Annotated in this window: 14 protein-coding genes and 5 pseudogenes; 14 read left to right on the top strand and 5 right to left on the bottom strand. The window is 53.6% G+C overall.

Annotated elements, in window-relative coordinates; translation table 11 throughout:
- Window positions 1-593, top strand: a pseudogene (locus tag KDD30_RS01920) (flavodoxin family protein).
- A gap of 50 nt (window positions 594-643) precedes the next feature.
- Here the strand turns inward: KDD30_RS01920 and tyrS are convergent.
- Window positions 644-1,831 (bottom strand): tyrosine--tRNA ligase, encoded by a 1,188-nt coding sequence (gene tyrS / locus KDD30_RS01915; RefSeq protein WP_211647139.1) that lies wholly within the window; start codon window positions 1,829-1,831, stop codon window positions 644-646.
- Window positions 1,832-1,968: 137 nt separating this feature from the next.
- Here tyrS and KDD30_RS01910 point away from each other — a divergent pair, with 137 nt between their 5' ends.
- Complete coding sequence (locus KDD30_RS01910; protein ID WP_211647138.1) at window positions 1,969-3,297, top strand: peptidoglycan DD-metalloendopeptidase family protein; 1,329 nt, start codon at window positions 1,969-1,971, stop codon at window positions 3,295-3,297.
- Between the two features lie 231 nt (window positions 3,298-3,528).
- On the opposite strand, the gene erpA is transcribed toward KDD30_RS01910, so the two are convergent.
- Window positions 3,529-3,870, bottom strand: coding sequence for an iron-sulfur cluster insertion protein ErpA (gene erpA / locus KDD30_RS01905; protein ID WP_211647137.1), 342 nt, complete (start codon window positions 3,868-3,870; stop codon window positions 3,529-3,531).
- A gap of 195 nt (window positions 3,871-4,065) precedes the next feature.
- Here erpA and hemL point away from each other — a divergent pair.
- Window positions 4,066-5,360: pseudogene (hemL, locus tag KDD30_RS01900) on the top strand (glutamate-1-semialdehyde 2,1-aminomutase).
- 70 nt (window positions 5,361-5,430) lie between these two features.
- On the opposite strand, the gene KDD30_RS01895 reads toward hemL, so the two are convergent.
- Complete coding sequence (locus KDD30_RS01895; RefSeq protein ID WP_211647136.1) at window positions 5,431-5,964, bottom strand: cytochrome P460 family protein; 534 nt, start codon at window positions 5,962-5,964, stop codon at window positions 5,431-5,433.
- Window positions 5,965-6,254: 290 nt separating this feature from the next.
- Here KDD30_RS01895 and KDD30_RS01890 point away from each other — a divergent pair.
- The 3 genes and pseudogenes from KDD30_RS01890 (at window position 6,255) to KDD30_RS01880 (ending at window position 12,119) form a co-directional block, all read left to right on the top strand.
- Window positions 6,255-7,300, top strand: a pseudogene (locus KDD30_RS01890) (AI-2E family transporter).
- A 74-nt stretch (window positions 7,301-7,374) separates the two neighbouring features.
- On the top strand, window positions 7,375-8,415 hold the full coding sequence (gene rsmC, locus KDD30_RS01885) for a 16S rRNA (guanine(1207)-N(2))-methyltransferase RsmC (protein ID WP_211647135.1): 1,041 nt from the start codon (window positions 7,375-7,377) through the stop codon (window positions 8,413-8,415).
- 269 nt (window positions 8,416-8,684) lie between these two features.
- A complete protein-coding gene (locus tag KDD30_RS01880) occupies window positions 8,685-12,119 on the top strand; it encodes a response regulator (RefSeq protein WP_211647134.1) in 3,435 nt (1,144 codons plus the stop codon).
- A 90-nt stretch (window positions 12,120-12,209) separates the two neighbouring features.
- Here KDD30_RS01880 and KDD30_RS01875 read toward each other — a convergent pair whose 3' ends face one another.
- Complete coding sequence (locus KDD30_RS01875; protein ID WP_211647133.1) at window positions 12,210-12,542, bottom strand: hypothetical protein; 333 nt, start codon at window positions 12,540-12,542, stop codon at window positions 12,210-12,212.
- Window positions 12,543-12,867: 325 nt separating this feature from the next.
- On the opposite strand from KDD30_RS01875, the gene KDD30_RS01870 reads away from it, so the two are divergent.
- The 8 genes and pseudogenes from KDD30_RS01870 to KDD30_RS01835 all read left to right on the top strand — a co-directional run bounded on the left by KDD30_RS01870 (window position 12,868) and on the right by KDD30_RS01835 (window position 23,263).
- Window positions 12,868-14,541: an ABC transporter substrate-binding protein gene (locus tag KDD30_RS01870; RefSeq protein WP_211647132.1), complete on the top strand. Its 1,674-nt coding sequence runs from the start codon at window positions 12,868-12,870 to the stop codon at window positions 14,539-14,541.
- A gap of 140 nt (window positions 14,542-14,681) precedes the next feature.
- Entirely contained in the window at window positions 14,682-15,671 is a 990-nt protein-coding gene (locus KDD30_RS01865) for an ABC transporter permease (RefSeq protein ID WP_211647131.1), read from the top strand.
- A 2-nt stretch (window positions 15,672-15,673) separates the two neighbouring features.
- A complete protein-coding gene (locus KDD30_RS01860) occupies window positions 15,674-16,705 on the top strand; it encodes an ABC transporter permease (protein WP_211647130.1) in 1,032 nt (343 codons plus the stop codon).
- Window positions 16,702-17,667, top strand: coding sequence for an ABC transporter ATP-binding protein (locus KDD30_RS01855; RefSeq protein ID WP_211647129.1), 966 nt, complete (start codon window positions 16,702-16,704; stop codon window positions 17,665-17,667). The genes KDD30_RS01860 and KDD30_RS01855 overlap by 4 nt, the downstream gene beginning before the upstream one ends.
- 18 nt (window positions 17,668-17,685) lie before the next feature.
- The gene (locus KDD30_RS01850; protein WP_211647128.1) at window positions 17,686-18,681 is read left to right on the top strand and encodes an ABC transporter ATP-binding protein; all 996 of its coding nucleotides are present in this window, start codon (window positions 17,686-17,688) and stop codon (window positions 18,679-18,681) included.
- Between the two features lie 38 nt (window positions 18,682-18,719).
- Window positions 18,720-20,456: a glycoside hydrolase family 9 protein gene (locus KDD30_RS01845; RefSeq protein WP_211647127.1), complete on the top strand. Its 1,737-nt coding sequence runs from the start codon at window positions 18,720-18,722 to the stop codon at window positions 20,454-20,456.
- Window positions 20,449-21,335: pseudogene (locus tag KDD30_RS01840) on the top strand (BadF/BadG/BcrA/BcrD ATPase family protein). The gene KDD30_RS01845 and the pseudogene KDD30_RS01840 overlap by 8 nt, the downstream one beginning before the upstream one ends.
- An 8-nt stretch (window positions 21,336-21,343) precedes the next feature.
- Window positions 21,344-23,263, top strand: coding sequence for a beta-N-acetylhexosaminidase (locus KDD30_RS01835; protein ID WP_211647126.1), 1,920 nt, complete (start codon window positions 21,344-21,346; stop codon window positions 23,261-23,263).
- Window positions 23,264-23,447: 184 nt separating this feature from the next.
- On the opposite strand, the pseudogene gntR reads toward KDD30_RS01835, so the two are convergent.
- Window positions 23,448-24,448 (bottom strand): annotated as a pseudogene (gntR, locus tag KDD30_RS01830) (gluconate operon transcriptional repressor GntR).
- Window positions 24,449-24,510: the final 62 nt, after the last annotated feature.

Genomic DNA, 24,510 nt, shown 5'->3' with positions numbered 1-24,510 from the left:
ATGAAAACTATTGCTTTGATTTACTATTCCGGCACTGGTGCAACCCACCAGATGGCTGAAGCCATCACCCGGGGAGCCCAAACGCAAGCCGACATCCAGGTGATCAGCTACCGGATTTCCGGGGACGCCATTCAGCAGGGTCGCTTTAACGATCCGGCTCTGTTTGCCAGCCTGCAACAGGCAGACGCCATTATCTTTGGCACGCCGACTTATATGGGTGGCCCTGCCGCCCAGTTTAAAGCGTTTGCAGATGCCAGCAGCGACAGCTGGAGCGGACAGGGTTGGCGCAATAAACTGGCCGCCGGTTTTACTGTCGGTGGCAGTCAGGGGGCGAACAGGACAGTACCCTGAATTACCTCATGATTCTCGCGATGCAGCACGGGATGCTGTGGGTTGGGATGGACATGCCTTACGGCTATGATGATAAACGAATCAATCCGATGGGTCGCCAGCTCGGCGCAAGCGGCCACACACCAAACGGTGAACTCAGTGAAGCCGATCTCAAAACAGCGGCGCATCTCGGCCAGCGGGTGGCTGGCTTGCTTCAATCTCAGGTTGCGGTGGAAAACACACCTGCAACAGCGCTTGCCTGACCGAGACAAAAAAGGCGCCATTCGGCGCCTTTCCCTTAAACATCCTGAACTTACTTCAGGGTGATCCGAGCAAACTTCCGCTTGCCGACCTGGTATACCGCAGTGCCTGCAGACAATTCCAGCTTGGTGTCATCTACTTTTTCACCGTCGATTTTCACGGCGCCCTGACGGATCATCCGCAGTGCATCAGACGTTGAATTCACCAGATCCGCATCTTTCAGCAGGTTGGCAATCGCCACACCCGCTTCAAATTCGAATTCAGGCATTTCATCCGGCATCGCGCCTTTCTGGAATCGGTTGATGAAATCCTGCTCGGCTGCATCAGCGTCCGCCTCAGAGTGGAAACGGGCAATGATTTCTTTTGCCAGCAGAATTTTTACATCACGCGGGTTCCGGCCATCAGCAATTTCCTGCTTCAGTTGCTCAATCGCTTCCAGCGAACGGAAAGACAGCAGTTCGTAGTAGTTCCACATCAGATCATCAGAAATCGACATGATCTTGCCGAACATTTCGGTCGGCGCTTCTGTAATGCCGATATAGTTGTGGGCCGACTTGGACATCTTCTTCACGCCGTCCAGACCCACCAGCAGTGGCATCGTCAGCACAACCTGCGGCTTCTGACCTTCCGCTTTTTGCAGCTCACGGCCCATCAGCAGGTTGAACTTCTGATCCGTACCGCCCAGCTCAACGTCTGTTTTCATTGCCACAGAATCGTAGCCTTGCAGCAGCGGGTACATGAATTCATGAATGGCGATTGGACGGCCTTCGTTATAGCGCTTTTTGAAATCGTCACGTTCCAGCATCCGGGCAACGGTTTGACTGGCGGCCAGACGGATCATGCCTTCAGCACCCAGTTCCGACAGCCAGGAGGAGTTGAACTCAATTTTTGTTTTAGCCGGATCCAGGATTTTGAATACCTGCTCTTTATAGGTTTCAGCATTGCGCAGCACATCTTCACGGGTCAGCGGCGGACGCGTGGTGTTTTTACCGGTCGGGTCACCCACCATGCCGGTAAAGTCACCAATCAGGAAAGTCACTTCATGGCCCAGTTCCTGGAACGTGCGCAGCTTGTTCAGGATCACCGTGTGGCCCAGATGAATGTCCGGCGCCGTTGGATCTGCGCCCAGTTTAATACGCAGAGGGCGGTTTTCTTTCAGTTTGGCAATCAACTCTTCTTCCGGGATCAGTTCGTCGACCCCGCGCTTAATTTCCGCTAACGCTTGCTCAATGCTGGCCATTCTTGTTCACTCCCACAAAATTGGCATAAATATGATAAAGGGCAATCTTACTTGAATAGCGATGTTTTTTGAAACCAGTTAGACTTAGGCTTGTCTTATTTTTCACTGATTCGCAAAAACAACATCAAAACCATCACATGCTAATATCAAAATTTTCCCGGTTGCCACGGATGCACCAGATTCTCATCACCCTGATTAGTGCAGTGACGGTACTTCTGATGCTGCTGCCGGAACCCGAGGCAATGGCGCAGCCCGAGCGAAAGTTCCAAATCGGCAAGTCCTATCCGCTTGAACTGAGCATAGACGGCCCGCAACTTCAGGCCAGCGGGGTAACGCCTCCTTTACTGCCGCCACCACTGGCCTGGACGGAACATGTCATTGAGCCTGGTGAAAGTCTGGCCCTGGTCTTCGACAAAGTCGGCCTCAGCCCGGCCACGCTCTATCGGCTGATTAATGCCGATGAAGGCACCAAATCGCTGATCACCCTGCGCCCCGGCGATAAACTCCGTTTCGGACTGGATGAAAATAAAGATCTGGTTCAGTTAATCCAGCCGATGAATGCAACCGAAACCCTGTTCATCACCCGCAAGGGCGAAACCTTTCATTCCCGTAAAGAAGTCAAATCCGTCGATACCCAACTGAATTTTGCACAGGCCGTCATTACCTCCAGTTTCTGGAATGCAGCATCCGATGCCGGGTTGACCGGAAACCAAATCATGGAAATCGCCGGCATCTTTGGCTGGGACATTGACTTTGCGCTGGACATTCGCGAAGGCGATACCTTCTCCGTGTTGTTTGAAGAGCGTTACGTGGAAGGCGAACCCATTGGCCGCGGCAACATTCTGGCCGCGACCTTCACCAACCTGGGACAAACCTTTACGGCGATTCGCAACAGTAAAGATGGCAAATATTATGATCCGGAAGGCCGGGCAATGCAGAAAGCCTTCTTGCGGTCACCGGTGAACTTCCGTTATGTGAGCTCCAACTTCAACCCGCGCCGCCTGCATCCGGTCACCGGGCAGGTCAAAGCACATCGGGGCACAGATTATGTGGCACCGGTAGGCACCCCGATTTGGGCAGCCGGTGATGGCATCGTCATGAAATCCGGCTACAACCAATTTAACGGCAACTATGTCTTTATCCGCCACAGCTCGACCTACATCACCAAATACCTGCATTTGAGCAAGCGACTGGTGAAAACCGGTCAGCGGGTGAAACAGGGACAAACAATAGGTAAGCTGGGCAGCAGCGGCCGGGTTACGGGGGCGCACCTGCACTATGAGTTTCTGGTTAACGGGGTTCATAAGAACCCGAGAACTGTGTCGCTTCCTCAGGCCGACTCGCTGAGTGGCAAGGCTAAAGCCGCCTTTATCCAGCAAGCCAACGAACGTCTTGGCCAGTTGACACAGTTCAGGCATCTGCTGGCAGCGAATACCAACGCCAGCCTGTTCCCGGCACAAGGTTAAAGGATAAAGGATAAAAAAAGCCGCCACTGAAAAGTGACGGCTTTTTTGTCATCCGGTTTTCCCGAACAGTGATACCAATCAAAGTCAGTCAGTGATCAGAACTAGCGCAGGAAAAATGTTCGAGAACAAGGCAGATTTTTAGATATGTAGTGATTCTACAATCAAAAAATCTAACGCAGTTATCGAGCATTTGAACCAGCTAGGATGACCCGTGGTTGACTGCGATTGGTATTACACACTGAAAGATGCGCCACAGCCACACGTGGTGGTGGCATTCGGGTTATTGACAAAGAAACGGGAACCTTCCAGACCTTCGGTATAATCGACGGTTCCCCCCATCAGATACTGCAGGCTCATCGGGTCAACCACCAGGGTCACACCACTGTTCTCAATCGTCATATCACCTTCGTTGACTTTCTCGTCAAAGGTAAAACCGTACTGGAAGCCACTGCATCCGCCACCCGTGATGTACACGCGCAGCTTCAGATTAGGGTTTTCCTCTTCCGCTATCAGCGTTTTTACCTTGTTCGCTGCAACGTCAGAAAAGTTCAGCGGGAAACTGGCATCGCTCATGAGCAACCTCTCAATTTAAAATTCTTCGGCCATCTGACCTTTTGTCACGATTATCTAATACCTGAGTGCTGCGTTCAAGTATTGACCATGATTGACCGCTTTTTGTCTGTATCGCCGCGAGAAATGTACGCTCGCCAACCCAAACGCATTTCCGTACAATAGCGCCTTCTTCACCAAGGATTACAGGAAATCATCATGAGCAAATCGGCTGAACTATTTGCCAAAGCACAACAAACCATTCCTGGCGGTGTGAACTCTCCGGTCCGCGCATTCGCTGGCGTGGGCGGTGATCCGCTATTTATCGATCGTGCCGACGGTGCCTACATTTTTGACGCCGACGGCAAAGCGTATATCGACTACGTCGGCTCATGGGGCCCGATGATCCTTGGCCACAATCATGTCGCAATTCGTGATGCCGTGATTGATGCTGCACGTCAGGGGCTGAGCTTTGGCGCCCCGACGGAGATGGAAATCACCATGGCTGAGCTGGTTTCCCATCTGGTGCCGTCCATGGAGATGGTCCGTATGGTCAGCTCAGGCACAGAAGCAACCATGAGTGCGATTCGTCTGGCGCGTGGGTTTACCGGCCGTGACAAAATCATCAAATTCGAAGGCTGCTACCACGGTCACGCAGACTGTCTGCTGGTGAAAGCCGGCTCAGGTGCACTAACGCTGGGCCAGCCAAGCTCTCCGGGCGTGCCGGCAGATTTCGCCAAACATACCCTGACCTGCACCTTTAACGATCTGGACTCCGTACGGGCTGCCTTTGCAGAAAACCCGGAGCAGATCGCCTGTATCATCGTTGAACCTGTTGCGGGCAACATGAACTGCATTCCGCCAGTCCCGGGCTTCCTGCAGGGACTGCGCGACATTTGTGACGAATTCGGCGCATTGCTGATTCTGGACGAAGTGATGACCGGCTTCCGTGTCGCTCACGGCGGTGCGCAGGCTTACTACGATGTGAAACCGGATCTGACCACACTGGGTAAAATCATCGGGGCGGTATGCCGGTCGGTGCATTTGGCGGTCGTCGTGAAGTCATGGCCTATATCGCTCCAACCGGTCCGGTGTATCAGGCGGGAACGCTGTCTGGCAACCCGGTTGCCATAGCTGCAGGTTACGCTTGTCTGTCGGTGCTGACCCAGGAAGGCAACGAAAAACGTCTGGCGCAGGCCACACAGCGTCTGGCTGAAGGCTTCCAGGCTCTGGCTGACAAATACAGCATTCCGCTGGTGACCAATCAGGTGGGTGCCATGTTCGGCTTCTTCTTTACCGATCAGGCCGAGGTGCACAACTATCAGGACGTCGCCCGCTGCGATGTGGAACGCTTTAAGCGCTTCTTCAATCTGATGCTTGAAAAAGGTGTTTATCTTGCACCGTCCGCCTATGAAGCCTGCTTTACCTCACTGGCACACGGCGAGAAAGAAATTCACGCAACGCTTGAAGCGGCTGAGTACGCCTTTGCGACGCTGGCTGAAGAAGCGAAGTAATCCAAAAACAAGCCAGACGCTATTCAGTGTCTGGCTTGGTTCTGTCGTTCAGTCAAAACATCCCGAAAGACTACTTGGCATGTAATGTCGGATAACCTTCCGTATAAACGTAATCATGCTGCTTTGCTGGAATATGGCAACCTAAGCAGTCCGTTTTGTAATTCATGGAAGCGTTTTTCTTCTGCCCCACTTTAAATAAGGCCCAGCCCCAGCCTTCGCCCCAGTTACCGGAATCGCTAAAGCGGCCCTGACTGTCTTTAATCATGACAAACGTCTGCTTCACCATTTCCGTTGCATGCGAAACACCAGCCCCTGTGGTGTACGCACCACTGGCAGAATGGCGTAACTCTTTCACAATCACGGCACCATCCGGAAACTGACCGCTTTCACGATACTGAGCCACCTGATCGGCAGGCATGTAAACATCATGGAATCCACTGGCATCGCCTTGAGGGACATACCATGAGCCTAAATGTGACATCGTATTGCGAAAATCATCCGGTAACGAAATCTCTCCTTTCTTATCGACAAACGGAGAGAACTCTTCCGCTTGAACACTCAATGCCATCAAACACGACAAACCTGCAATTACTTTTATTTTCATTCCATTTTCCTTTTTCACCGGTACCCTGCACAACGAGTCAACAGCCGTGCTAAAAATTGCCTCCAAAATGAATTAACCGGGTAAAGCCTCATTTATTCCCTCAATCAGCTCAGTGCATGCTTCAATTTTGATAAAATAGTGAGATGTATCGCTAAAACCTCAATCAATCAGTAACTTTGAAAGAACAGTGACCTTGCGGTAGCTTTGGCTCGGTGTAATGATATTTGCCCCTGCCTTGGTGAACGGAAGACCTTCATGTGAATAATTTTCAACCCCAATCTCGACACTGGATGCTCGTTGCTGCCCTTGTACTGGCGGCTTACGCCAGTTACCGGCTGATTGAGCCCTACCTCGGCCCGATCGTGATGGCCTTTATCATCTCGCTGCTGTTTTATCCGCTACATGCGAAAATCGAGGGCAAGCTGGGCCGCCCGAACCGCTCCGCGATGCTTTCCTGTATCATTCTGACCTTTATCATTGTGATCCCGGTGCTGATTGTCTTTGCATCGATCGTGCAGCAAGGTTCAACCTTTTCAAAAGACAGTTACGCCTGGCTGACCGAAGGGGTCCGAAAGAAATTCTCTCGCACCCTTATGCACAAACCGCATTACAGACCATCAATAAATGGTCTCCATTTGAGAGTCTGGACATTCAGTCGATCGTTCAGAAACTGGCGTCAGCTGCGTCGAAACTGGGGTCACAGCTCCTCAACATCAGTGCGAAGCTGCTTGGGGATGCAACCAACTTTATCCTCAGTTTCATGCTGATGCTGTTCGTGCTCTTCTTCCTGCTCCGTGACCATGACAAAATCGTCACCACCTTGCGCCATGTGGTGCCGTTGTCCCGCAGTCAGGAAGATGCCTTGCTGGATGAAGTCGAAAAAGTGGCAAAATCGGCTGTGATGGGATCGTTTCTGACGGCTCTGGCACAAGGCATCGCGGGAGGATTTGCCATGTGGCTGGCCGGATTCCCGGGCTTGTTCTGGGGTTCCATGATGGCGTTCGCCTCCTTTATTCCGGTTTTTGGCACCGCATTGATCTGGCTGCCAGCCTCCATCTATCTGTTGCTGGTCGATCAGTGGGAATGGGCAGTCTTTCTCATCGCCTGGGGCATCATTGTGGTTGGTTCCATTGATAACTTTGTCCGTCCGCTCCTGATGCAAGGCAATTCCGGGATGAACACCTTGCTGATCTTTTTCTCGATTCTGGGCGGTCTGCACCTGTTTGGCCTGATTGGTCTGATCTACGGACCGATCATCTTTTCGGTCACGCTGGTGTTGTTTAAACTTTATGAAGTGGAGTTTAAAGATTTCCTGGAAAAGCAGGACGCTGAATAATCGGCTCACTTTCCATCCGGGCGCTTTTGTGGAACAATTCGCGCCCGAAATCAGAATCACCCACAGGGGCAATCATGTCTTCCAATGCTGCAACTTTCAGCGCGGCCAGTCAGGTCGTTGCACGCCAATCCGACTTTTTCATCGATCGCCATGTCCTGGTCGCCGGTGAACTGGACGATCTGTATCCCGTCGAATTAGCCAAGGTTGCTGCACAGGTTCAAGTCTTCACCACCCATTATGGTCAGCATCTGGCACTGAACCGCTTTGATTCAATCAGCAGTCACTTTGGCGCTGAACTGTCAGCGGATGATGTCAAAGATATCGACATGGTACTGCTGTACTGGCCGAAAGCCAAAGCAGAAGCCAACTACCTGATGGCCATGCTGATGTCACTCTGTGGTAAGGACACTGAAATCTGCATTGTGGGTGAAAACCGCAGTGGTGTGCGCAGCGCCGAAAAAATGTTTACCCCCTATGGGCCGCTCAATAAATACGATTCTGCCCGCCGCTGTAGCTTCTACTGGGGACGGTGTCAGGAAACTGCCCCGGCCTTCAATCTGAATGACTGGTTCCGCAGTTATCCGCTGACCGTCGGAGAACATACGCTGACGATCCGGTCACTGCCGGGTGTATTCAGCCATGGCGAATTCGATCAGGGATCACGACTGCTGATCGACAACCTGCCGGATCTGACCGGCCGCGTGCTGGATTTCGGCTGTGGTGCGGGCGTGATTGGCGCCGTGCTGAAAACGCGATATCCGGACATCCAAATTGATCTGGCTGATGTCAGTGCACTGGCCATTGCATCGGCCCGGGAAACTTTCCGTGAAAATCATCTGGAAGGTCACTTCGTGGCAACGGATGTCTACGCTGCGCTGCCGGATCAATACGACTTCCTGATCAGTAACCCGCCCTTCCATGCTGGGCTGAAGACCTTCTACGCCGCAACAGAGCAGTTTATCGAACAATCGCCTGCTCACCTGACTTCTCAGGGAGAACTGGTGATCGTCGCGAATAACTTCCTGCAATATCCGCCGTTACTGGAACGTACATTAGGCAACGTTGATATTCGTGCGAAGAACAATAAGTTCTCAATTTATCACGCGAAAAAATAACCCGAATCCCCTGCTGTACTGACTGCATGCAGGGGGTTCATCCCGCCATTTTCAGCCCACACCCCGTCAAGATCGTCAAAATTGTGTCTTGGCACACGCTTCATTCAAGACTTCCTTGATTGTGAAAAAAAACTCAGTATAACCGGGGATTCTGATGCAATTTCCTGCGACTGCGCACACATGGCAGTCGTACAGGTGACGTGAGAATCGTCAAAACAGATTGCATCTCAGACCGTCTTGTCATCTTCAGGTTATTAGGTCCGTCAGACATGCAGAAAACCACACGGTTTAAACGTCTTCAGCATACCCTTATGCTGGCTTTTCTCATGCTCAGCCTGATCCCTCTGACGTTATCATCCCTGTTTTTCCTCCACTCCCACACCCGGGATCTTGCAGAACAAAGTACCAACCATCTGGCTTCGCTTCGGGATAACAAAAGTCAGCAACTCAGCGCGTTTTTTGCCTCAAAAGAATCTGAAATACAAAGCTTTGTCAGTTCTGAACTGGCCAATGCCAGTGGCGGGCGCTTCTACGGACTGGTCGGCGCCTTCCGCCAGCTAGGGGACATTAACCGACTCAGTAAAGGAGCGAGCCGGGGCGATTATTACAGCCAGATGCTGACGACCAAACCCTTGACAAATACCGTTGACAATACCTCGTCAGACTATATCGTTCAGGAACGCTACCGGCTGATCTACAAGCGCTATCACTGGGCCTATGAAGAGTATCTGAAACGTTCCGATTTTCTGGATATCTTGCTGGTCGATCTGGATGGGAATGTCGTTTATACCTCGCAGAATCAAGATTTGTTTGCGGCCAATCTGTCTCAGGCGACTGCACAGTTTCCGGCGCTGAACGAGACCTTCCTCAGCATCCAGAGCCTGACGAATCAATATCGGGTCCGGCAATCCCAACATGCGCGCCAGCAAACCGGTGAACGTGAATCCGAGCCGTTACCCGTCGCCTTTACCGACTTCACTGCAGAGCATGCTGACGGTAGCGCAACGGCCTGGTTTGCTGCGCCCATCATCCAGCACGGTTACCTGCACAGTTATGCTTTTTTCCAGCTGAACAACCAAGCCCTTGCCTCGGTGATGATCAACAGCCGGGAAGGCAGCCAGTCCGTCCAGACATTGCTAGTTGGTCCGGATCACAGCCTGCGCTTACCAAAAGAAAATGACCTCCCTCAGCAACTGTCCAGCAAAAGCATTGATGCGGCACTGGCCGGACAGGCGGGTGTGGGCAGCCTGCACAATTACCAGAACATTCCGGTACTCAGTGCTTATGCTCCCATTGATGTCCTTGGCCATCAATGGGCACTGGCCGTCGAGTTACCAGAGCAGGAAGCGTTCTCCAGAATTCATAAGCTGGAGGAATTTTTTCTCCTCGCCATTCTGGCTGCCGTCATCGGCGTGACCCTGACAGCCCACTGGCTGTCGAACTATATTACTGCGCCGCTGCTGCGGCTGACCTGGGCTGCGGAGCAGGTTTCAGCAGGTGATCTGGATCAGAAAATCACCTCGACCGATCGCCGGGATGAAATTGGCCGTCTGGCGATCAGCTTTGCCCGGATGCAGCGTTCGATCCGGGAAAAAATCACCCTGATCCGTGAACAGAATAAAGAGTTGGAGCAAAATCTGGCGGTGATTCAGCAGCAGAATGACGAACTGCAAACCGCTGATAAGCTCAAAGATGAATTTCTGGCGACCACCTCCCATGAGTTGCGGACGCCGCTGCATGGCATGGTGGGCATTGCTGAAGCACTGATGGCGGGGGCCAATGGTCCAGTCCAGTCCGGACAAGCCCGTCAGTTGGAGATGATGATCAGCAGCGGCCAGCGCCTGACCCGGCTGGTCGATGACCTGCTCGATTACCATAAAATGCGTTACGGCGATCTGGATATTCAGCCCCATGCTGTCGATCTGGCGGCTGCCAACCGCCTCGTTCTGGAGCTGTCTTCCCATTTACTGGATAACAAGCCGGTCCGGATCATCAACCAGATTCAGCCGGATCTGCCGTTGGTTCTGGCGGATGAACAGCGGCTGGAACAAATTCTCTATAATCTGGTTGGCAATGCCATCAAGTACACCACAGAAGGCAAAATCATCCTGTCTGCCACCATTCTGGAAAATCAGGTCCGGATTCAAGTCGTGGATACCGGACAAGGCATTCCGTCAGAGCAGCTTGAGCATATTTTTGAACCGCTGGTGCAGGCCAACATCGGAGCGCCGAACTACCGCCAGGGTGCGGGGCTGGGACTGTCGATCACACGCCAGCTGATTGAGCTGATGGGCGGCAGTTTGTATGTCAGCAGCCAGCCGATGATCGGCACCACCTTCAGCTTTACGTTACCTCTGGCCACAGCAGACGAAATTGCCCGCAGCAAACAATGCAGGGTTCAAACCCATTTTCAGGCGCCGCGCCAGGAACCCCATGTCATTGAATCCGGAGATTTACCTGAACAGGCCGATGGTGAACTGCTGCTGGTGGTCGATGATGAGCCGGTCAATCTTCAGGTGGTGACCAGCTTCCTGCGGATGTCCGGATTCAGGGTGATCACTGCAGAAAACGGCCCTCAGGCCCTGCAACTTCTGGACACCCATCAGCCGGATCTGATCCTGCTGGATGTCATGATGCCCGGCATGAGTGGCTATGAAGTCTGTCAGCAGCTGCGCACCCGTTTTTCTCTGATTGAACTGCCGGTCATCATGCTGTCGGCACTGGGTCAGGTGCAGGACCGGGTGAAAGGCTTTGAGTATGGTGCCAACGACTATCTGAGCAAGCCGTTCCACAAAGATGAACTGACCGCCCGGATCCGGGCACATTTACAGGCCGCTCAGGCGGAACGACAACGGCAGGAAAATGTCACACTGCAACAGGAAATTCAGCACCGGGAAGCCGTACAGGCCGCTTTACTCGACACGCAAACCCGCCTGCTGGGCCTGCTTGAAACCACCAGCGAAGCCATTTTGTGCGTCCGCAATGACGGACGGATCCGCTACGCCAACCATGCTGCCGGACAGCTGTTTCTGCGTTCCCCGGAACAACTGGAGCGCTTGTCGATTCAGGACATCCTGTTGACTCAGCTCCCCGATCATATTGAGCAGAACCGGCATTACAGTGGCGAGCTAACCTACCGAATCCAGGATGAGAATCTGACACTGGCGACGGATCTGATTCAGTTACCGGAGGCTTCCGGACTCAGCCAGATGTTCCTCTTTGACAGTCAGGGACCGAGCTCCGAAGAGCGCATCGCGCTGCTGGAAAATGCCGTGGATGTCTTGTCCGGTTTTGCGGCAGATGGTGACAAGCACAGCCTGCAACAACTGCGGGCACTGGGGGATGAATTCAGTCAACTGGCCGATCGGCTGGACCACGGCCAGCCGGATAAAGCCGATCAGCTCCGTGAGCTGCTGGTCGAGGTGATGAAAGCCAGCCTGCATGTCTGGGAATCGCAAACCGGGAAAACCAAGTTTGATCTGGCCGAAGAGAGCGGTTTATGGCGTGTTTATCTGGACCGCAGTACGCTGCAAACCCGAACGCTGGACAAATACCTGCATGTCGAGACGTTGCCGAAAACGCCCCGCTGGCGCACAGTGATCAGTACACTGGATTTTGTGCTGGCCCGTTGTCCGAAAGCCAGCCCTGAGCGCGAGCAAATGACTGAGATGCGAAACCGGATTCAACGGATGGTTCAAGGCTGAATCCGAGAGACGCATCTCTTACGACAGGTCAAGCTCAGGGGACGTCAAGAGCCGAGTTTCTGAGCCACATGCCCCTCGCACACCCGGCAATTAGACGACCTGCCTTCCACGCTCCCCCAAACCGAAACCCCTCCGCTTTCCCTGTATTTCAAGCCCGTACCATGGTCTGAAATCTGTCGGAAAACTTAATTCTCCCGATAAAAAATAAGCCGCTTTTTCTCTTGTTTCAGCAGTAAAAATTGCACTGCACAGCGGCCAAAAATACGCCATATGTCCCCTGAGCCCCCTTCTGTAGTGATAAAATTCATGATATGAGAAGCCAATCACAACAAAATATTCACAAAAAATTTCCGTTTGAAAATAAGCACTCCGCGGTTGTTCCCAATATTCCGATGCAAAACCAACGAATTTTAAGCCCTTCATAAAACTGACACAAAGGAGTAGTAGGCACTCACATGAGATTCAATCCCACCCCCATTTCGACGTGAAACATCCGTCGCCAACAGGTAAAATCCATCCCGATTTTTACGGTTTTAACAGCACGTAGGATAGTTTTGACGTTTTTAACGAGCGATGGAATTGACGAATATCGTCTGAAATCGTTTCCTTAAGGCACTGAGTGTCCACAGGCCATCTGAATTGCGGTCGCTTTACTCAGCCGCGACAGAGTGGATAAGCAGCTCCGCCATTGAAGGCAGGAGACCTAAGTGAAACGGAAACCCTACAAAGCAAAGAGTAAGGAACAGCTATGCTTGCCAACATAAAGAAAACAAAGGTAACTCTGACCGCTCTGGCTGTTGCAGCCGCGGCAATGACTGCACCAGCCATGAGTGCAGAGCGCAGTGAACTGACCATTGTGCCGGATTTCTATCCGACCCTGGTACGTAACTTCAACCCTTATCTGCAAACCAACCTTCGTACCACCACCGACTTCGTTTACGAGCAATTGGCTGTTTTCAACCAAATGCACGGCAATGATCCCGTGATGCGTCTGGCAAAAGACTTTTACATGTCTGATGACCTGATGCAGGTCACTTATGTGATTCGTGACGGTGTGAAATGGTCTGACGGCACCCCGTTTACTGCCAAAGACGTGGCATTCACCTATGACATGCTGCGCAAGCATCCTGCATTGGACCAGCGTGGCATCATCAAGTGGGTGAAAAATGTCAAAGTTGACGGCGACAAAATTACCTTCGACCTGACAGAAGCGAACTCCAATGTGCCTTATGAGATGTCGTTCGTCAGCATCGTGCCTGAGCACATCTGGAGCAAGGTGAAAGAGCCTGAAACCTTCGCCAATGAAAACCCTGTCGGTACAGGTCCGTTCACTGAAATCGACACCTTCACCCCGCAGCTGTACATCCAGTGTCGTAACCCGCATTACTGGGATAACGCCAACCTGGATATCGATTGTATCCGCATGCCACAGATCGCAAACAACGACCAGTTGCTGAGCAAAGTGATCGCCTCTGAACTGGACTGGACGTCTTCGTTCATTCCAGATATCGACAGCACCTATGCGGCGGCAAATCCGAATCACAAATACTGGTATCCGGCAGCAGGCACCCAGGCGTTCATGCTGAACTTCAAGTCGCCGAAAGCAGGCAACAACGAAGCCATCAACAACATTGAGTTCCGTCGTGCGTTCTCCATGGCGATTGACCGTCAAACCATTATTGACATTGCCTTCTATGGCAACGGTACACCCAACCACTATGCTTCCGGTCTGGGTGACGCATTCAAGCCTTGGTCTGACAATGCGGTTTATAACCAGTATAAGCAATACAACACCTACAACGTTGATGGTGCCAAAGCGCTGCTGAAAAAAGCAGGCTTTAAAGACCTCGACGGCGATGGTTTCGTTGAATCACCCAGCGGTAAGAAAATTGAGCTGGATGTACAATCGCCAAACGGCTGGACTGATTTCAACAATACGGTTCAGTTGGCTGTTGAGCAGCTCCAGGATGTCGGTATCAAAGCCAACGCACGGACACCTGACTTCGCGGTTTACAATGAAGCGATGCTGAAAGGTTCGTACGACGTTGCCTATACCAACTACTTCCACGGTGCAGATCCGCACCTGTACTGGAACAGTGGCTTCAACTCCCGTTTGCAAGGCGAAGGGAACCCACGTTTCTCGATGCATTTCTTCAAGAATGCTGAACTGGACCAACTGCTGGACGGCTTCTATAAAACAGCCGACAAGAAAGAGCAGATGGCGATGGCTCACAAAATTCAGAAGATCATTGCTGAGAACCAGATTACCGTTCCAGTGCTGTCTGGTGCAGACATGTTCCAGTACAACTCAACCCGATTCACGGGCTGGTGGAACGAGAAGCACCCGAACGGCCGTCCAATGGTCTGGGCTGGTGTACCAGAGCGTCTGTTGCAAGTGCTTGACCTGAAACCTAAATCATAATTACAACTTTATTTGCGGTGCACGCCCTGTGCACCGCCTCTTCCCCCGTACGATGACACGTATGGCGCACAGCGTCAGGGGGTTTTACGTTTTGAGTTCAGCCCAGCGTCGTAAGTCACTGGTTGGGAAAGGTGAGAGTTATGGGATTTTTTCTTCGTCGTTTATCGTTCTATCTGGTTGCTCTGCTCTTTGCAGCCACATTGAACTTTGCTATTCCCCGGGCCATGCCCGGCGACCCGGTGACTATGATGTTCGCCAATGCCTCAGTCCAGGTCACCGCAGAACGGATTGAAGCCATGAAAAAACTGCTGGGCTTCGACGAAGCGCAGACATGGTACGAACAATATTTCACCTACATCAAAAGTATTCTGAATTGGGATCTGGGGATCTCGATCAAATTCTACCCGCAGACCGTGAACGATATTCTCGGTGGCGCGGTTGGCTGGTCCCTGTTTCTGGCGGGGTCGGCGGTGATTATGGCCTTCTGCATCGGCTCCGTGCTGGGTATCTTCGCCGCCTGGAAACGCGGCAGCAAATATGATGCCTTCGTGTCACCGGGCATGCTCGTCATCCAGGCCGTGCCTCCGGTGGTGATCGCCATGCTGGTGCTCTTCACCTTTGGCATGGGCCTGAAATGGTTCCCGACCAGCTACGCCTACACGCCAGGCACTTTACCGGACTGGACCAGTCTGGCGTTTTATCAGGATGTGCTTTACCACGCTGCACTGCCGCTGCTGTGTGCCACTGCGATTCAGATCGGGGGCTTCCTGATCAGCATGCGGAATAACATGATCAACCTGCTCAATGAAGACTACATCACCATGGCCAAAGGCAAAGGGCTGAACGAAAACCGGGTGGTCTTCAACTACGCTGCCCGGAATGCCATGCTGCCCAGCGTCACCGCGCTGTCGATGGCTCTGGGGATGGCGATTGGCGGACAGTTAATCGTTGAAATCATCTTTAACTATCCGGGCTTGGGTACCGTGATGCTCAATGCCATTCATGCCCGGGATTATCAGGTACTGCAGGGTCAGTTACTCATCATGACGATGTTTATGCTGTTCTTTAACTTCATGGCCGATCTGCTGATTGTGGCACTGGATCCGCGCCTGCGTAAGGGAGGCAAATAATCATGAAAGGGTTTATCAAACTACTCTCAAACAACTACAAAGCGCTGGCCGGGCTGATCATTATCAGTGCCTTTATCCTCGCGGCAATTTTTGCCCCCTTGATTACGCAGCATGAACCGGATCGCCGGACTGGCAATCCGCATGAATATCCATCGTTCATCGTCAAATCGGCTCAGAACAATCCGGATGGCTGGGTGGCACAGAACCTGGCAGACAACAAACGCACGCTGCGGATGTCGAAAAAAGCCGAACACGTGATGGGCACTTCCCGCATGGGCCGCGATATCTGGTCGCAGCTGGTCTATGGCGCGCGGACGTCGCTGGCGGTTGGCTTCGGTGCGGGCCTGATGGTGTGTTTTCTGGCGACTGTGATTGGTGTTTCTGCCGGCTACTTCGGCGGTCGCGTTGATGATGTGTTAACGGCGGCCATGAACATCATGCTGGTGATGCCGCAGCTCCCGCTCCTGTTCGTCATTGCAGCCTTTATCGGTCAGGCCGGTCCGCTGACGATTGCCGTGGTCATCGCCATGACCTCCTGGGCATGGGGCGCACGGGTCGTTCGGGCCCAGACCCTGTCTCTGCGCGAGAAAGAATTCGTCAAGGCCGCTGAAGTGCTCGGTGAATCTTCATGGCGCATCATTTTCGTGGAAATCCTGCCGAACCTGATTTCCATCATCGGTGCCAGCTTCATCGGCTCCGTCATGCTGGCCATCATGACCGAAGCCACGCTGTCCTTCCTGGGACTGGGCGACCCGAACTCCATCAGCTGGGGCATCATGCTCTATAACGTGCAGACCTCATCTTCGATGCTGGTGGGTGCCTGGTGGGAACTGCTGGCCCCATGTATCGCGCTGACGCTGATTGCCATCGGTCTGGCCATGCTGAACTTTGCGGTCGATGAGATTGCCAACCCGCAACTGCGCTCGCACAAAGGCTTGCGTCGCTGGAAAAATCTGGCAAAGAAAAACCAACAGGCACAAGCTGCCACAGAAGTAACCGCCCAGCCTGCCCTGCAGGGAGGAGAGAAGTCATGACAACACCTCAAATCTCGATTCGTAACCTGTGCGTCGACTACATTACCGACGCCGGGGATGTCCGCGCCGTGAACAATGTCAGCTTTGACATCGGGAAAGGCGAAGTCTTCGGGCTGGCGGGTGAATCCGGTTGTGGCAAATCCACGGTCGCCTTTTCCCTGATGCGTCTGCACAAGCCGCCTGCATTTATTACGGGCGGGGAAGTTCTGTTCGACGGTCATGGCGATATTCTGAAATTTGATGATCAGAAGCTCAACAGCTTTCGCTGGAGCGAGGTTTCAATGGTCTTTCAGAGCGCGATGAACGCCCTCAACCCGGTTCTGACTATGGAAGAGCAGTTCTGTGACGTGATTATGCGCCACACGCCGCTTACCCGTGAGCAAGCCGTTCGCCGGGCACAGGGACTGCTGGAAATCGTCGATATCCATCCGGACCGGTTACAGGATTATCCGCACCAGTTTTCCGGCGGCATGCGTCAGCGACTGGTGATTGCCATTGCGCTGGCGCTGAATCCGAAACTCATCATCATGGATGAGCCCACGACTGCACTGGACGTCGTGGTTCAGCGCGAGATCCTGCAAAAGATCTACGCCCTGAAAGAAGAGTTTGGGTTTGCCATTCTGTTCATCACCCATGACCTGTCGCTGATGGTCGAATTCTCCGACCGCATCGGCATCATGTATTCCGGCGAACTGGTGGAAGTCGCCCCCTCCAAGCAAATTCTGGAAACCCCGTATCACCCGTACACAAAGGGACTGGGGAGTTCCTTCCCGCCACTGACCGGGCCGAAAACCCGTCTGACCGGGATTCCGGGCAACCCGCTGAACTTATTGGAAATCCCGCAGGGATGCCGTTTTCAGGCCCGCTGCAGTCAAGCGCATGATGCCTGCTTCTCGCAAAGCACACAGCTTCGCCAACTGGAACCTGGCCGTTTGAGCAACTGCCACCTGTATAACAAATAAAAGAACAATGGAGGCAAGATGAGCAATCCAGTGGGAACACCAATTATCGAAGGAAAAAACCTGGTCAAAGACTTTGCAGTCAACAGTAACTCGCTGAAAAAATCTATGATGCGGGCACTGAACCAGGTCTCGTTCAAAATGTATAAAAGTCGCGGTCTGGCCGTTGTGGGGGAATCCGGTTCCGGAAAATCCACCACCGCGAAAATGATCGCCAAGATGTATGAGCCGACGGCCGGTTCTATCGAATACTACGGCCGGGATATTCAGGACATCACCAAAACAGCAGACCTGATGACCTACCGTCAGGGCGTGCAGATGGTCTGGCAGGATCCGTTTGGCTCTCTGAACCCGACACACACGATTTTTCACCATATTGCCCGGCCGCTGCTGATTCACAACAAAGTCAGCAAAGGCAACAAAAAAGAGCTGGAAGAGCGTGTCTACGATCTGCTGGAGCAGGTTGGCCTGATCCCGCCCAAAGCAACGGCGGAGAAATATCCGCATCAGTTGTCCGGCGGTCAGCGTCAGCGGGTCAATCTGGCCCGGAACATTGCGGTCGGTGCTGAAGTCGTCCTGGCCGATGAGCCGACCTCGATGCTGGATGTCTCCATCCGGGCCGGGGTACTCAACCTGATGGAAGAAATGAAGTTCGAGCGGGAAATGGCGCTGCTGTATATCACCCACGATATCGCCACTGCCCGTTATATCGCCGAAGATCTGGCCGTGATGTATGTCGGCCACATGGTGGAATGGGGCGATACCGAAGCGATCATCCACAACCCGCAGCACCCGTATACCCAGTTGCTGATTTCAGCGGTGCCGGATCCAAGCAAATCGATTCACGATCCGCTGGCGGGCAATAAAGGGGATATTCCGCTGTGGACTCCAGAAAGCCTGGGCTGTCCATTTGCCGGACGCTGCACGCATGCGACAGAGCAATGCCGCCAGCGTCTGCCGGAAGTCACCCAACTGGCAGAGAATCATTTTGTTCGCTGCTATCTGTACGAAAACTGATTTCAGACCCAAACACCGACTTACCAAAAAGGAAAGCTATGCAGCTGCTCATCAATCAACTCGGATACGAACGCACAGGCAGTAAAATTGCAATGGTTCAGCATCAGTCGCCCCTGTCTCTGACGCAGGCAACACTGATCCGCAGTGTGGATCAGCAACCGGTGATGCAACTGACGCTTTCCCCAAGTCTGCACACGGATCAGTGGCACACCGGTGCTGCTGCACGGATTGATTTCAGCGACTGGCAGGAGTCTGGCCGTTACCGGATCCGGTGTGGCGAGCTGGAATCGCCGGACTTCGAGATTCGAGAAGGCTTACTCATGCAGCGCACCTTCAGCGATGTGCTGCACTATTTTAAATCTCAGCGCTGCGGCGGCAAGTTTGAGCAATTTGATCATGCCGCCCCGCTGTTTGGCAGCCAGACCCGTGTGGATGTACACGGCGGCTGGTACGACGCTTCCGGTGACGTGAGCAAATATTTCAGTCACTTGTCTTATGCCAATTATCTGAATCCGCAGCAGACGCCCATGGTTGTCTGGAACATGCTGACAGCCCTGACGTCGCTGCACGATGACCCCGCTTTTGCGGATTTTTCCCGCGTCCGCCTGATTGAAGAGGCACTTTTTGGCGCGGATTTTTTACTGCGGATGCTTTCTCCGCAGGGATATTTTTATGTCACAGTGTTCGATAAGTGGAGTAAATCCACCGGGCAACGGGAGATTTGTAGCTATTCAACACAGGAGGGGATTAAATCCGAGCGCTATCAGGCAGGTTTCCGTCAGGGCGGCGGCATCGCGATTGCCGCACTGGCGGCAGCTTTCCGGCTGATCAACAGCCCGGTTGTTGCGCAGCTGGATCTGGGCGTGCAGCCGAACACCGACTCGTATCTGGCGGCTGCTCAAACCGCCTACTGGCACCTGAAAACACATAACGAACAATACCTGGACGATGGCCAGGAAAACATCATCGACGAATATTGCGCTTTACTGGCTGCGGTGGAATTACACAAAGCCACGCAGGAAGCGCGCTATCTGGACGAAGCGCGCCACTGGGCTGACCGTCTGGCCTGCCGTCAGCAAAGCGATGCACAGCAATCTCATTTCTGGAGCGCCACGCCGGATGGCAGTCGCCCTTACTATCACGCTGCCGAAGCCGGGTTACCCGTCATCAGCCTGCTGCAGTACCAGCAAGTGGAGTCCGAACCCGAGCGGTTCGCTACCATTCACCGGGTCATTGAAAATGCACTGCGCTTTGAACTGAAGATCACGCAGGAAGTCGCCAATCCCTTCGGCTATCCCCGGCAGTATGTGAAAGCTGTGGATGGTGAAAAACAGGGCAGTTTTTTTATCCCGCACTGCAATGAAAGCGGTTACTGGTGGCAAGGTGAAAATGCCCGGCTCGGATCCCTGGCTGCCATGGCTTATCTGGCAGCGCCGACAGTGCAGGATCCACAGCTCAAGAAGCAGTTGCATCAATATGCCGATCAGTTGCTGAACTGGATTCTTGGCCTCAACCCATTCGATTTGTGCATGCTGGATGGGGAAGGCAAAAATAACCCGGACTATCTGCCGCATCTGGGATACTTCAACGCCAAAGGCGGGATTTGCAACGGGATCACCTCGGGCTTTGACAATGAGTCCGATATCGCATTCAACCCGGATCCTCAGGCGAGCGATATGTTGCAGAACTGGCGCTGGGGCGAGCAATGGATCCCCCATGCCGCCTGGTATTTGCTGGCCATCGCATTGCAGTTTAAGGAGTACCAACATGACTGAGACTTGCCGTTACTGGATTGGCATTGATGGCGGCGGCACCTCCTGCCGCGCCCGGATTTGCGATCGTTCCGGAACAATTCTGGCCGAAGCCAAAACCGGCAGCGCCAACATTCTGCTGGGAGCCGACGTGGCCATGGCGTCTATTCAGGACGCCATCGCGACAGCCGCCGCGCAGGCAGGCCTGAGGGAGGCTGATTACGGGCAATTCGCTGTGGGTCTGGCACTCGCGGGCGCAGAACACCGTCAGGCCTGGTATGACTTCATGGCGCAGCCACATCCTTATGGCCGGGTCGTGCTCAATACCGATGGTTATGGTGCCTGTCTGGGCGCCTGGCAAGGTCGGGACGGTGCCATCTTCATTGCAGGCACGGGTTCTGTCGGGATCTTGAGACAAGGCAAAGCCATCACCGTGGTCGGTGGCCGTGAGTTTCCAATCTCCGATCAGGGCAGCGGCGCGGTGATGGGGCTGCGCCTGATCCAGCAGGTGTTGCTGAGCGTCGATGGAATCGTACCGAAAACGGCACTGGCACGCCATGTTCTGGCCCATTTCGACGATGATATCGACGCGATTGTCGCCTGGTCGAAAACCGCCCGTCCCGGGATTATGGTCAGTTTTCACCGGAGATTTTCCGGCTGGCTGAAGAGAACGACAGTCTGGCCGTAGCCATGTTGCAGCAAACCGCGGCCGACATTGAGATGTGGCTGAATGCATTACTTGCACATGGTGCAGACCGGGTCTGCCTGATGGGCGGTATTGGTGAACGTATTGCCCCCTGGCTGACACCAGCGATTCAGCGCCGGCTGGCAACTCCGCAGGGAGATGCCATGGATGGTGCCATTCTGATTGCTCAGGGCGATCACAACCTGTATCCATTATAAGGGCTATCATGAGCTACCGCCTAGATTTCACAGTACTCCATCAAACTGAGACCGAAACCCGGCTGTCACTGACGCTGCATAACCTGAGTGATCAATCGCTGGAAGCCTGGTCACTGGCCTTTATCCTGAGCCGCTGGATTGAGCCAGCCACGGTCAGTCACGGCCACCTGAAACAGAACGGCAGTTACTGCACGCTGGCAGCTCACCCTCAGTCTGCATTACAGGCCAACGGACACTTTTACACCGAGTTCACCATTAAAACACCACCGCTGACGCTGCACAGTGACGGGATTACTGAAGCTTGCCTCTATACGGCGACGTCTGATCAGCCGCTTCCTGTGGTGGTGACACCGTTGAACCTCAGACAACCGGCGCAGGAGCGGATTCATCTCGATTTACCGCCGGCCAAAGCCATCAACCTGATCCCAGCACCTGCAGCACTGCAGGAACTACAGGGTGAATTCCGGTGGTCCCGCTATACAGCCTTGGCCCCCGTCCCGGACGCAGCAACCGGCTGTGTGCGCTGGCTGCAGCAAACCCTGGCATCATGGCTGGATACGCCGCTGACGGTTGAACCTCAGGGCCAGATCCACTATCAGTTGAAACCAGAGCTGGCCGAAGGCGCTTATCATCTTCTGATTGAAGCCGAAGCCATCTGGCTGGAAGCCAGCTCTTCAGCCGGATTCAGTCATGCCACGGCCAGTCTGCTGCAATTGCTTCCCGCTCAGCCGGTTCATCAGGTTGAACACCAGATCACCCTGCCGATGGTCGATATTCAGGATCAACCGCAGTATGTTCACCGGGGCATGATGCTGGACTGCGCCCGCCATTTTCATCCGGTCACCCGGATCAAGCGTCTGCTGGATCAACTGGCACGACTGAAATTCAATACTTTCCACTGGCATCTGACTGATGATGAAGGCTGGCGCATTGAAATTGATGCTTACCCTGCCCTGACTCAAATTGGTGCCTGGCGCGGGCCAGAAGAAGCACTGATCCCGCAATTTTCAACGATTGATCGGCGTCACGGTGGCTTCTACAGCAAACAGGACATTCGCGACATCGTGGCTTACGCAGCAGATCGCGGCATTCAGGTCATCCCTGAAATAGATATACCGGGCCACTGCCGCGCAGCCATCAAATCGCTGCCGGCGCTGCTGGTCGACCCTGAAGATCATTCAAGCTACCGCAGTATCCAGAATTATTCGGACAACGTACTGTCACCGGCCCTTGAAGGCACCTACACCTTCCTGACAACCGTGCTGGACGAAGTCTGCGATTTGTTCCCGGCGCCCTTCCTGCATGTCGGTGCGGATGAAGTCCCGCATGGGGTATGGACGGACAGTCCGGCCTGCCGAAAAATGATGGAAGAGCACGGCTATACCGATCCGATGGAGCTTCAGGGCCACCTGCTGCGGTTTGTCGAAAACTACCTGTCCCAGAAAGGAAAACGCATGCTGGGCTGGCAGGAAGTTGTGAAAGGCGACAAAGTCAGCAAAAACACCATTGTTCTGCCCTGGATGAATGAGCAGGCAGGCCTGGACTGTGCCGGCAATGGCTATGAAGTCATCATGCAGCCTGCACAATACACCTATCTGGACTTGGCGCAGAGTGCGTGCGCAGAAGAACCGGGCGCCAACTGGGCCGGATTCCTGCCGCTGGAAACCGTGTACAGCTACCGGCCTCTGGCAGCACTGGAGCCGTCTGATCCGAAGCTCAAACAGGTTCTGGGGATTCAGTGTGGCCTCTGGTGTGAGCACGTATTCAGCCAGTCTCGCTTTGAATACCTGTTGTTCCCACGGTTACTCGCCATCAGTGAAGTGTGCTGGTGTCCGCCGGAGCAGCGACACTGGGACGATTTTCTGGCGCGCCTCCATGGCCAGCTCGCATATCTGGACCGGATGGGGATCAATTACCGTCCGTATTAATCCGCCGCGCGATCGCGGCGGTCAGCAAAAACATGGATTGAACCCGGACGTTGACACGGTATTGGGTGACCGGGTTCAGCCGTGTGTTGTGAAGTGTCTTTAGACCTTGAATGGTTGTGTTGGCAATGTTTTGGGAGCCGAATGGCTCCCATTTTTTTTCCGGGCCTGATGAAAACACAGAAGGTCAGATACTCTCACCCAGTGCAATGGTCACATCCAGCGTCATCACTTTCTCCGTCACAGGCTCGCCACGCAGGCGCTGTAAAATCTGCTCTGCCGCGACCTTGCCGATCTGCTCCCGCGGTGTGATCACTGTCGCCAGCCGAGGCACCATCACCTGACTGATATCATGGCCGTGAAACCCCGCAACCGCCATCTGCTCCGGGACTGCAATGCCCAATCGCTGACATTCATAAATCGCACCGATTGCCAGGTCATCATTGGTGCAGAAAATCCCGTTCGTTGCTGGCATTTCCTGCAGCGTCTGTCGCAGTAAAGTGGCGCCCAGGCTGAATGATGACGCTTCTTCGGTCTCGATACTGCGGGGGTCAGGCCATGTGCGAGCATGACTTGTTCATAACCGAGATAGCGCAGGTGCGTTCGGGCATCCATCCGTGCCGCAAAGTACACCAGATTGTGCCGCCCTCTGGCCAGCATCTGTTCCGTCATTGCGGCAGCCGCCGCCTGATTGTCATATCCGACAGCCTGTGAAATAGCAGGGGAAGCCGAATCCATAATTTCCACCACAGGAATCCCTGCAGTATCGAGCATCTTGCGGGCCCGTTCGGTATGCACACTTTCAGACAAAATCATCGCGTCCACATTGTAAGACAGCAAGGAGGCAATATTTTTCTCTTCGACTTCAGCACTGTAGCCATAGTGGGCCAGCATGGTCTGGTAACCTGCGGGGCCCGTGACTTTCTCAATGCCCCGGATCACCTCCGCAAAAACCTGGTTGGTCAGGGAAGGCACCAGCACGCCAATCGCATAACTCTTAGCATTGGAGAGAATATCCGGGGCACGGTTCGGGATATAACCCAGCGCTTCGACCGCCGCAGCGATTTTGGTTTGTAAAGCGGCAGAAACCTGAGAGGGATCACGCAGATAACGGCTGACGGTCATTTTGGTCACACCGACCTGATTGGCGACATCCTGTAGCGTGGGACGTTTGGGTTTGGCTGTCATTCGGGGGTATCTTTCATGTCTGAAATCGGGCATGCCCTGAGTTTGGCTTCAAGTGCACTAGA

Origin of the sequence: Photobacterium sp. GJ3, assembly GCF_018199995.1 — a bacterium.
Taxonomy (GTDB): domain Bacteria; phylum Pseudomonadota; class Gammaproteobacteria; order Enterobacterales; family Vibrionaceae; genus Photobacterium.
Note: the sequence above shows the minus strand (reverse complement) of the source record. Positions and strands in the feature narration are given on the sequence as shown.

Excerpts from the sequence above, each read along its gene's own strand:
- tyrS (WP_211647139.1), bottom strand. The coding sequence starts at position 1,831 with ATGGCCAGCATTGAGCAAGCGTTAGCGGAAATTAAGCGCGGGGTCGAC.
- KDD30_RS01910 (WP_211647138.1), top strand. The coding sequence starts at position 1,969 with ATGCTAATATCAAAATTTTCCCGGTTGCCACGGATGCACCAGATTCTC.
- erpA (WP_211647137.1), bottom strand. The coding sequence starts at position 3,870 with ATGAGCGATGCCAGTTTCCCGCTGAACTTTTCTGACGTTGCAGCGAAC.
- KDD30_RS01895 (WP_211647136.1), bottom strand. The coding sequence starts at position 5,964 with ATGAAAATAAAAGTAATTGCAGGTTTGTCGTGTTTGATGGCATTGAGT.
- rsmC (WP_211647135.1), top strand. The coding sequence starts at position 7,375 with ATGTCTTCCAATGCTGCAACTTTCAGCGCGGCCAGTCAGGTCGTTGCA.
- KDD30_RS01880 (WP_211647134.1), top strand. The coding sequence starts at position 8,685 with ATGCAGAAAACCACACGGTTTAAACGTCTTCAGCATACCCTTATGCTG.
- KDD30_RS01875 (WP_211647133.1), bottom strand. The coding sequence starts at position 12,542 with ATGAAGGGCTTAAAATTCGTTGGTTTTGCATCGGAATATTGGGAACAA.
- KDD30_RS01870 (WP_211647132.1), top strand. The coding sequence starts at position 12,868 with ATGCTTGCCAACATAAAGAAAACAAAGGTAACTCTGACCGCTCTGGCT.
- KDD30_RS01865 (WP_211647131.1), top strand. The coding sequence starts at position 14,682 with ATGGGATTTTTTCTTCGTCGTTTATCGTTCTATCTGGTTGCTCTGCTC.
- KDD30_RS01860 (WP_211647130.1), top strand. The coding sequence starts at position 15,674 with ATGAAAGGGTTTATCAAACTACTCTCAAACAACTACAAAGCGCTGGCC.
- KDD30_RS01855 (WP_211647129.1), top strand. The coding sequence starts at position 16,702 with ATGACAACACCTCAAATCTCGATTCGTAACCTGTGCGTCGACTACATT.
- KDD30_RS01850 (WP_211647128.1), top strand. The coding sequence starts at position 17,686 with ATGAGCAATCCAGTGGGAACACCAATTATCGAAGGAAAAAACCTGGTC.
- KDD30_RS01845 (WP_211647127.1), top strand. The coding sequence starts at position 18,720 with ATGCAGCTGCTCATCAATCAACTCGGATACGAACGCACAGGCAGTAAA.
- KDD30_RS01835 (WP_211647126.1), top strand. The coding sequence starts at position 21,344 with ATGAGCTACCGCCTAGATTTCACAGTACTCCATCAAACTGAGACCGAA.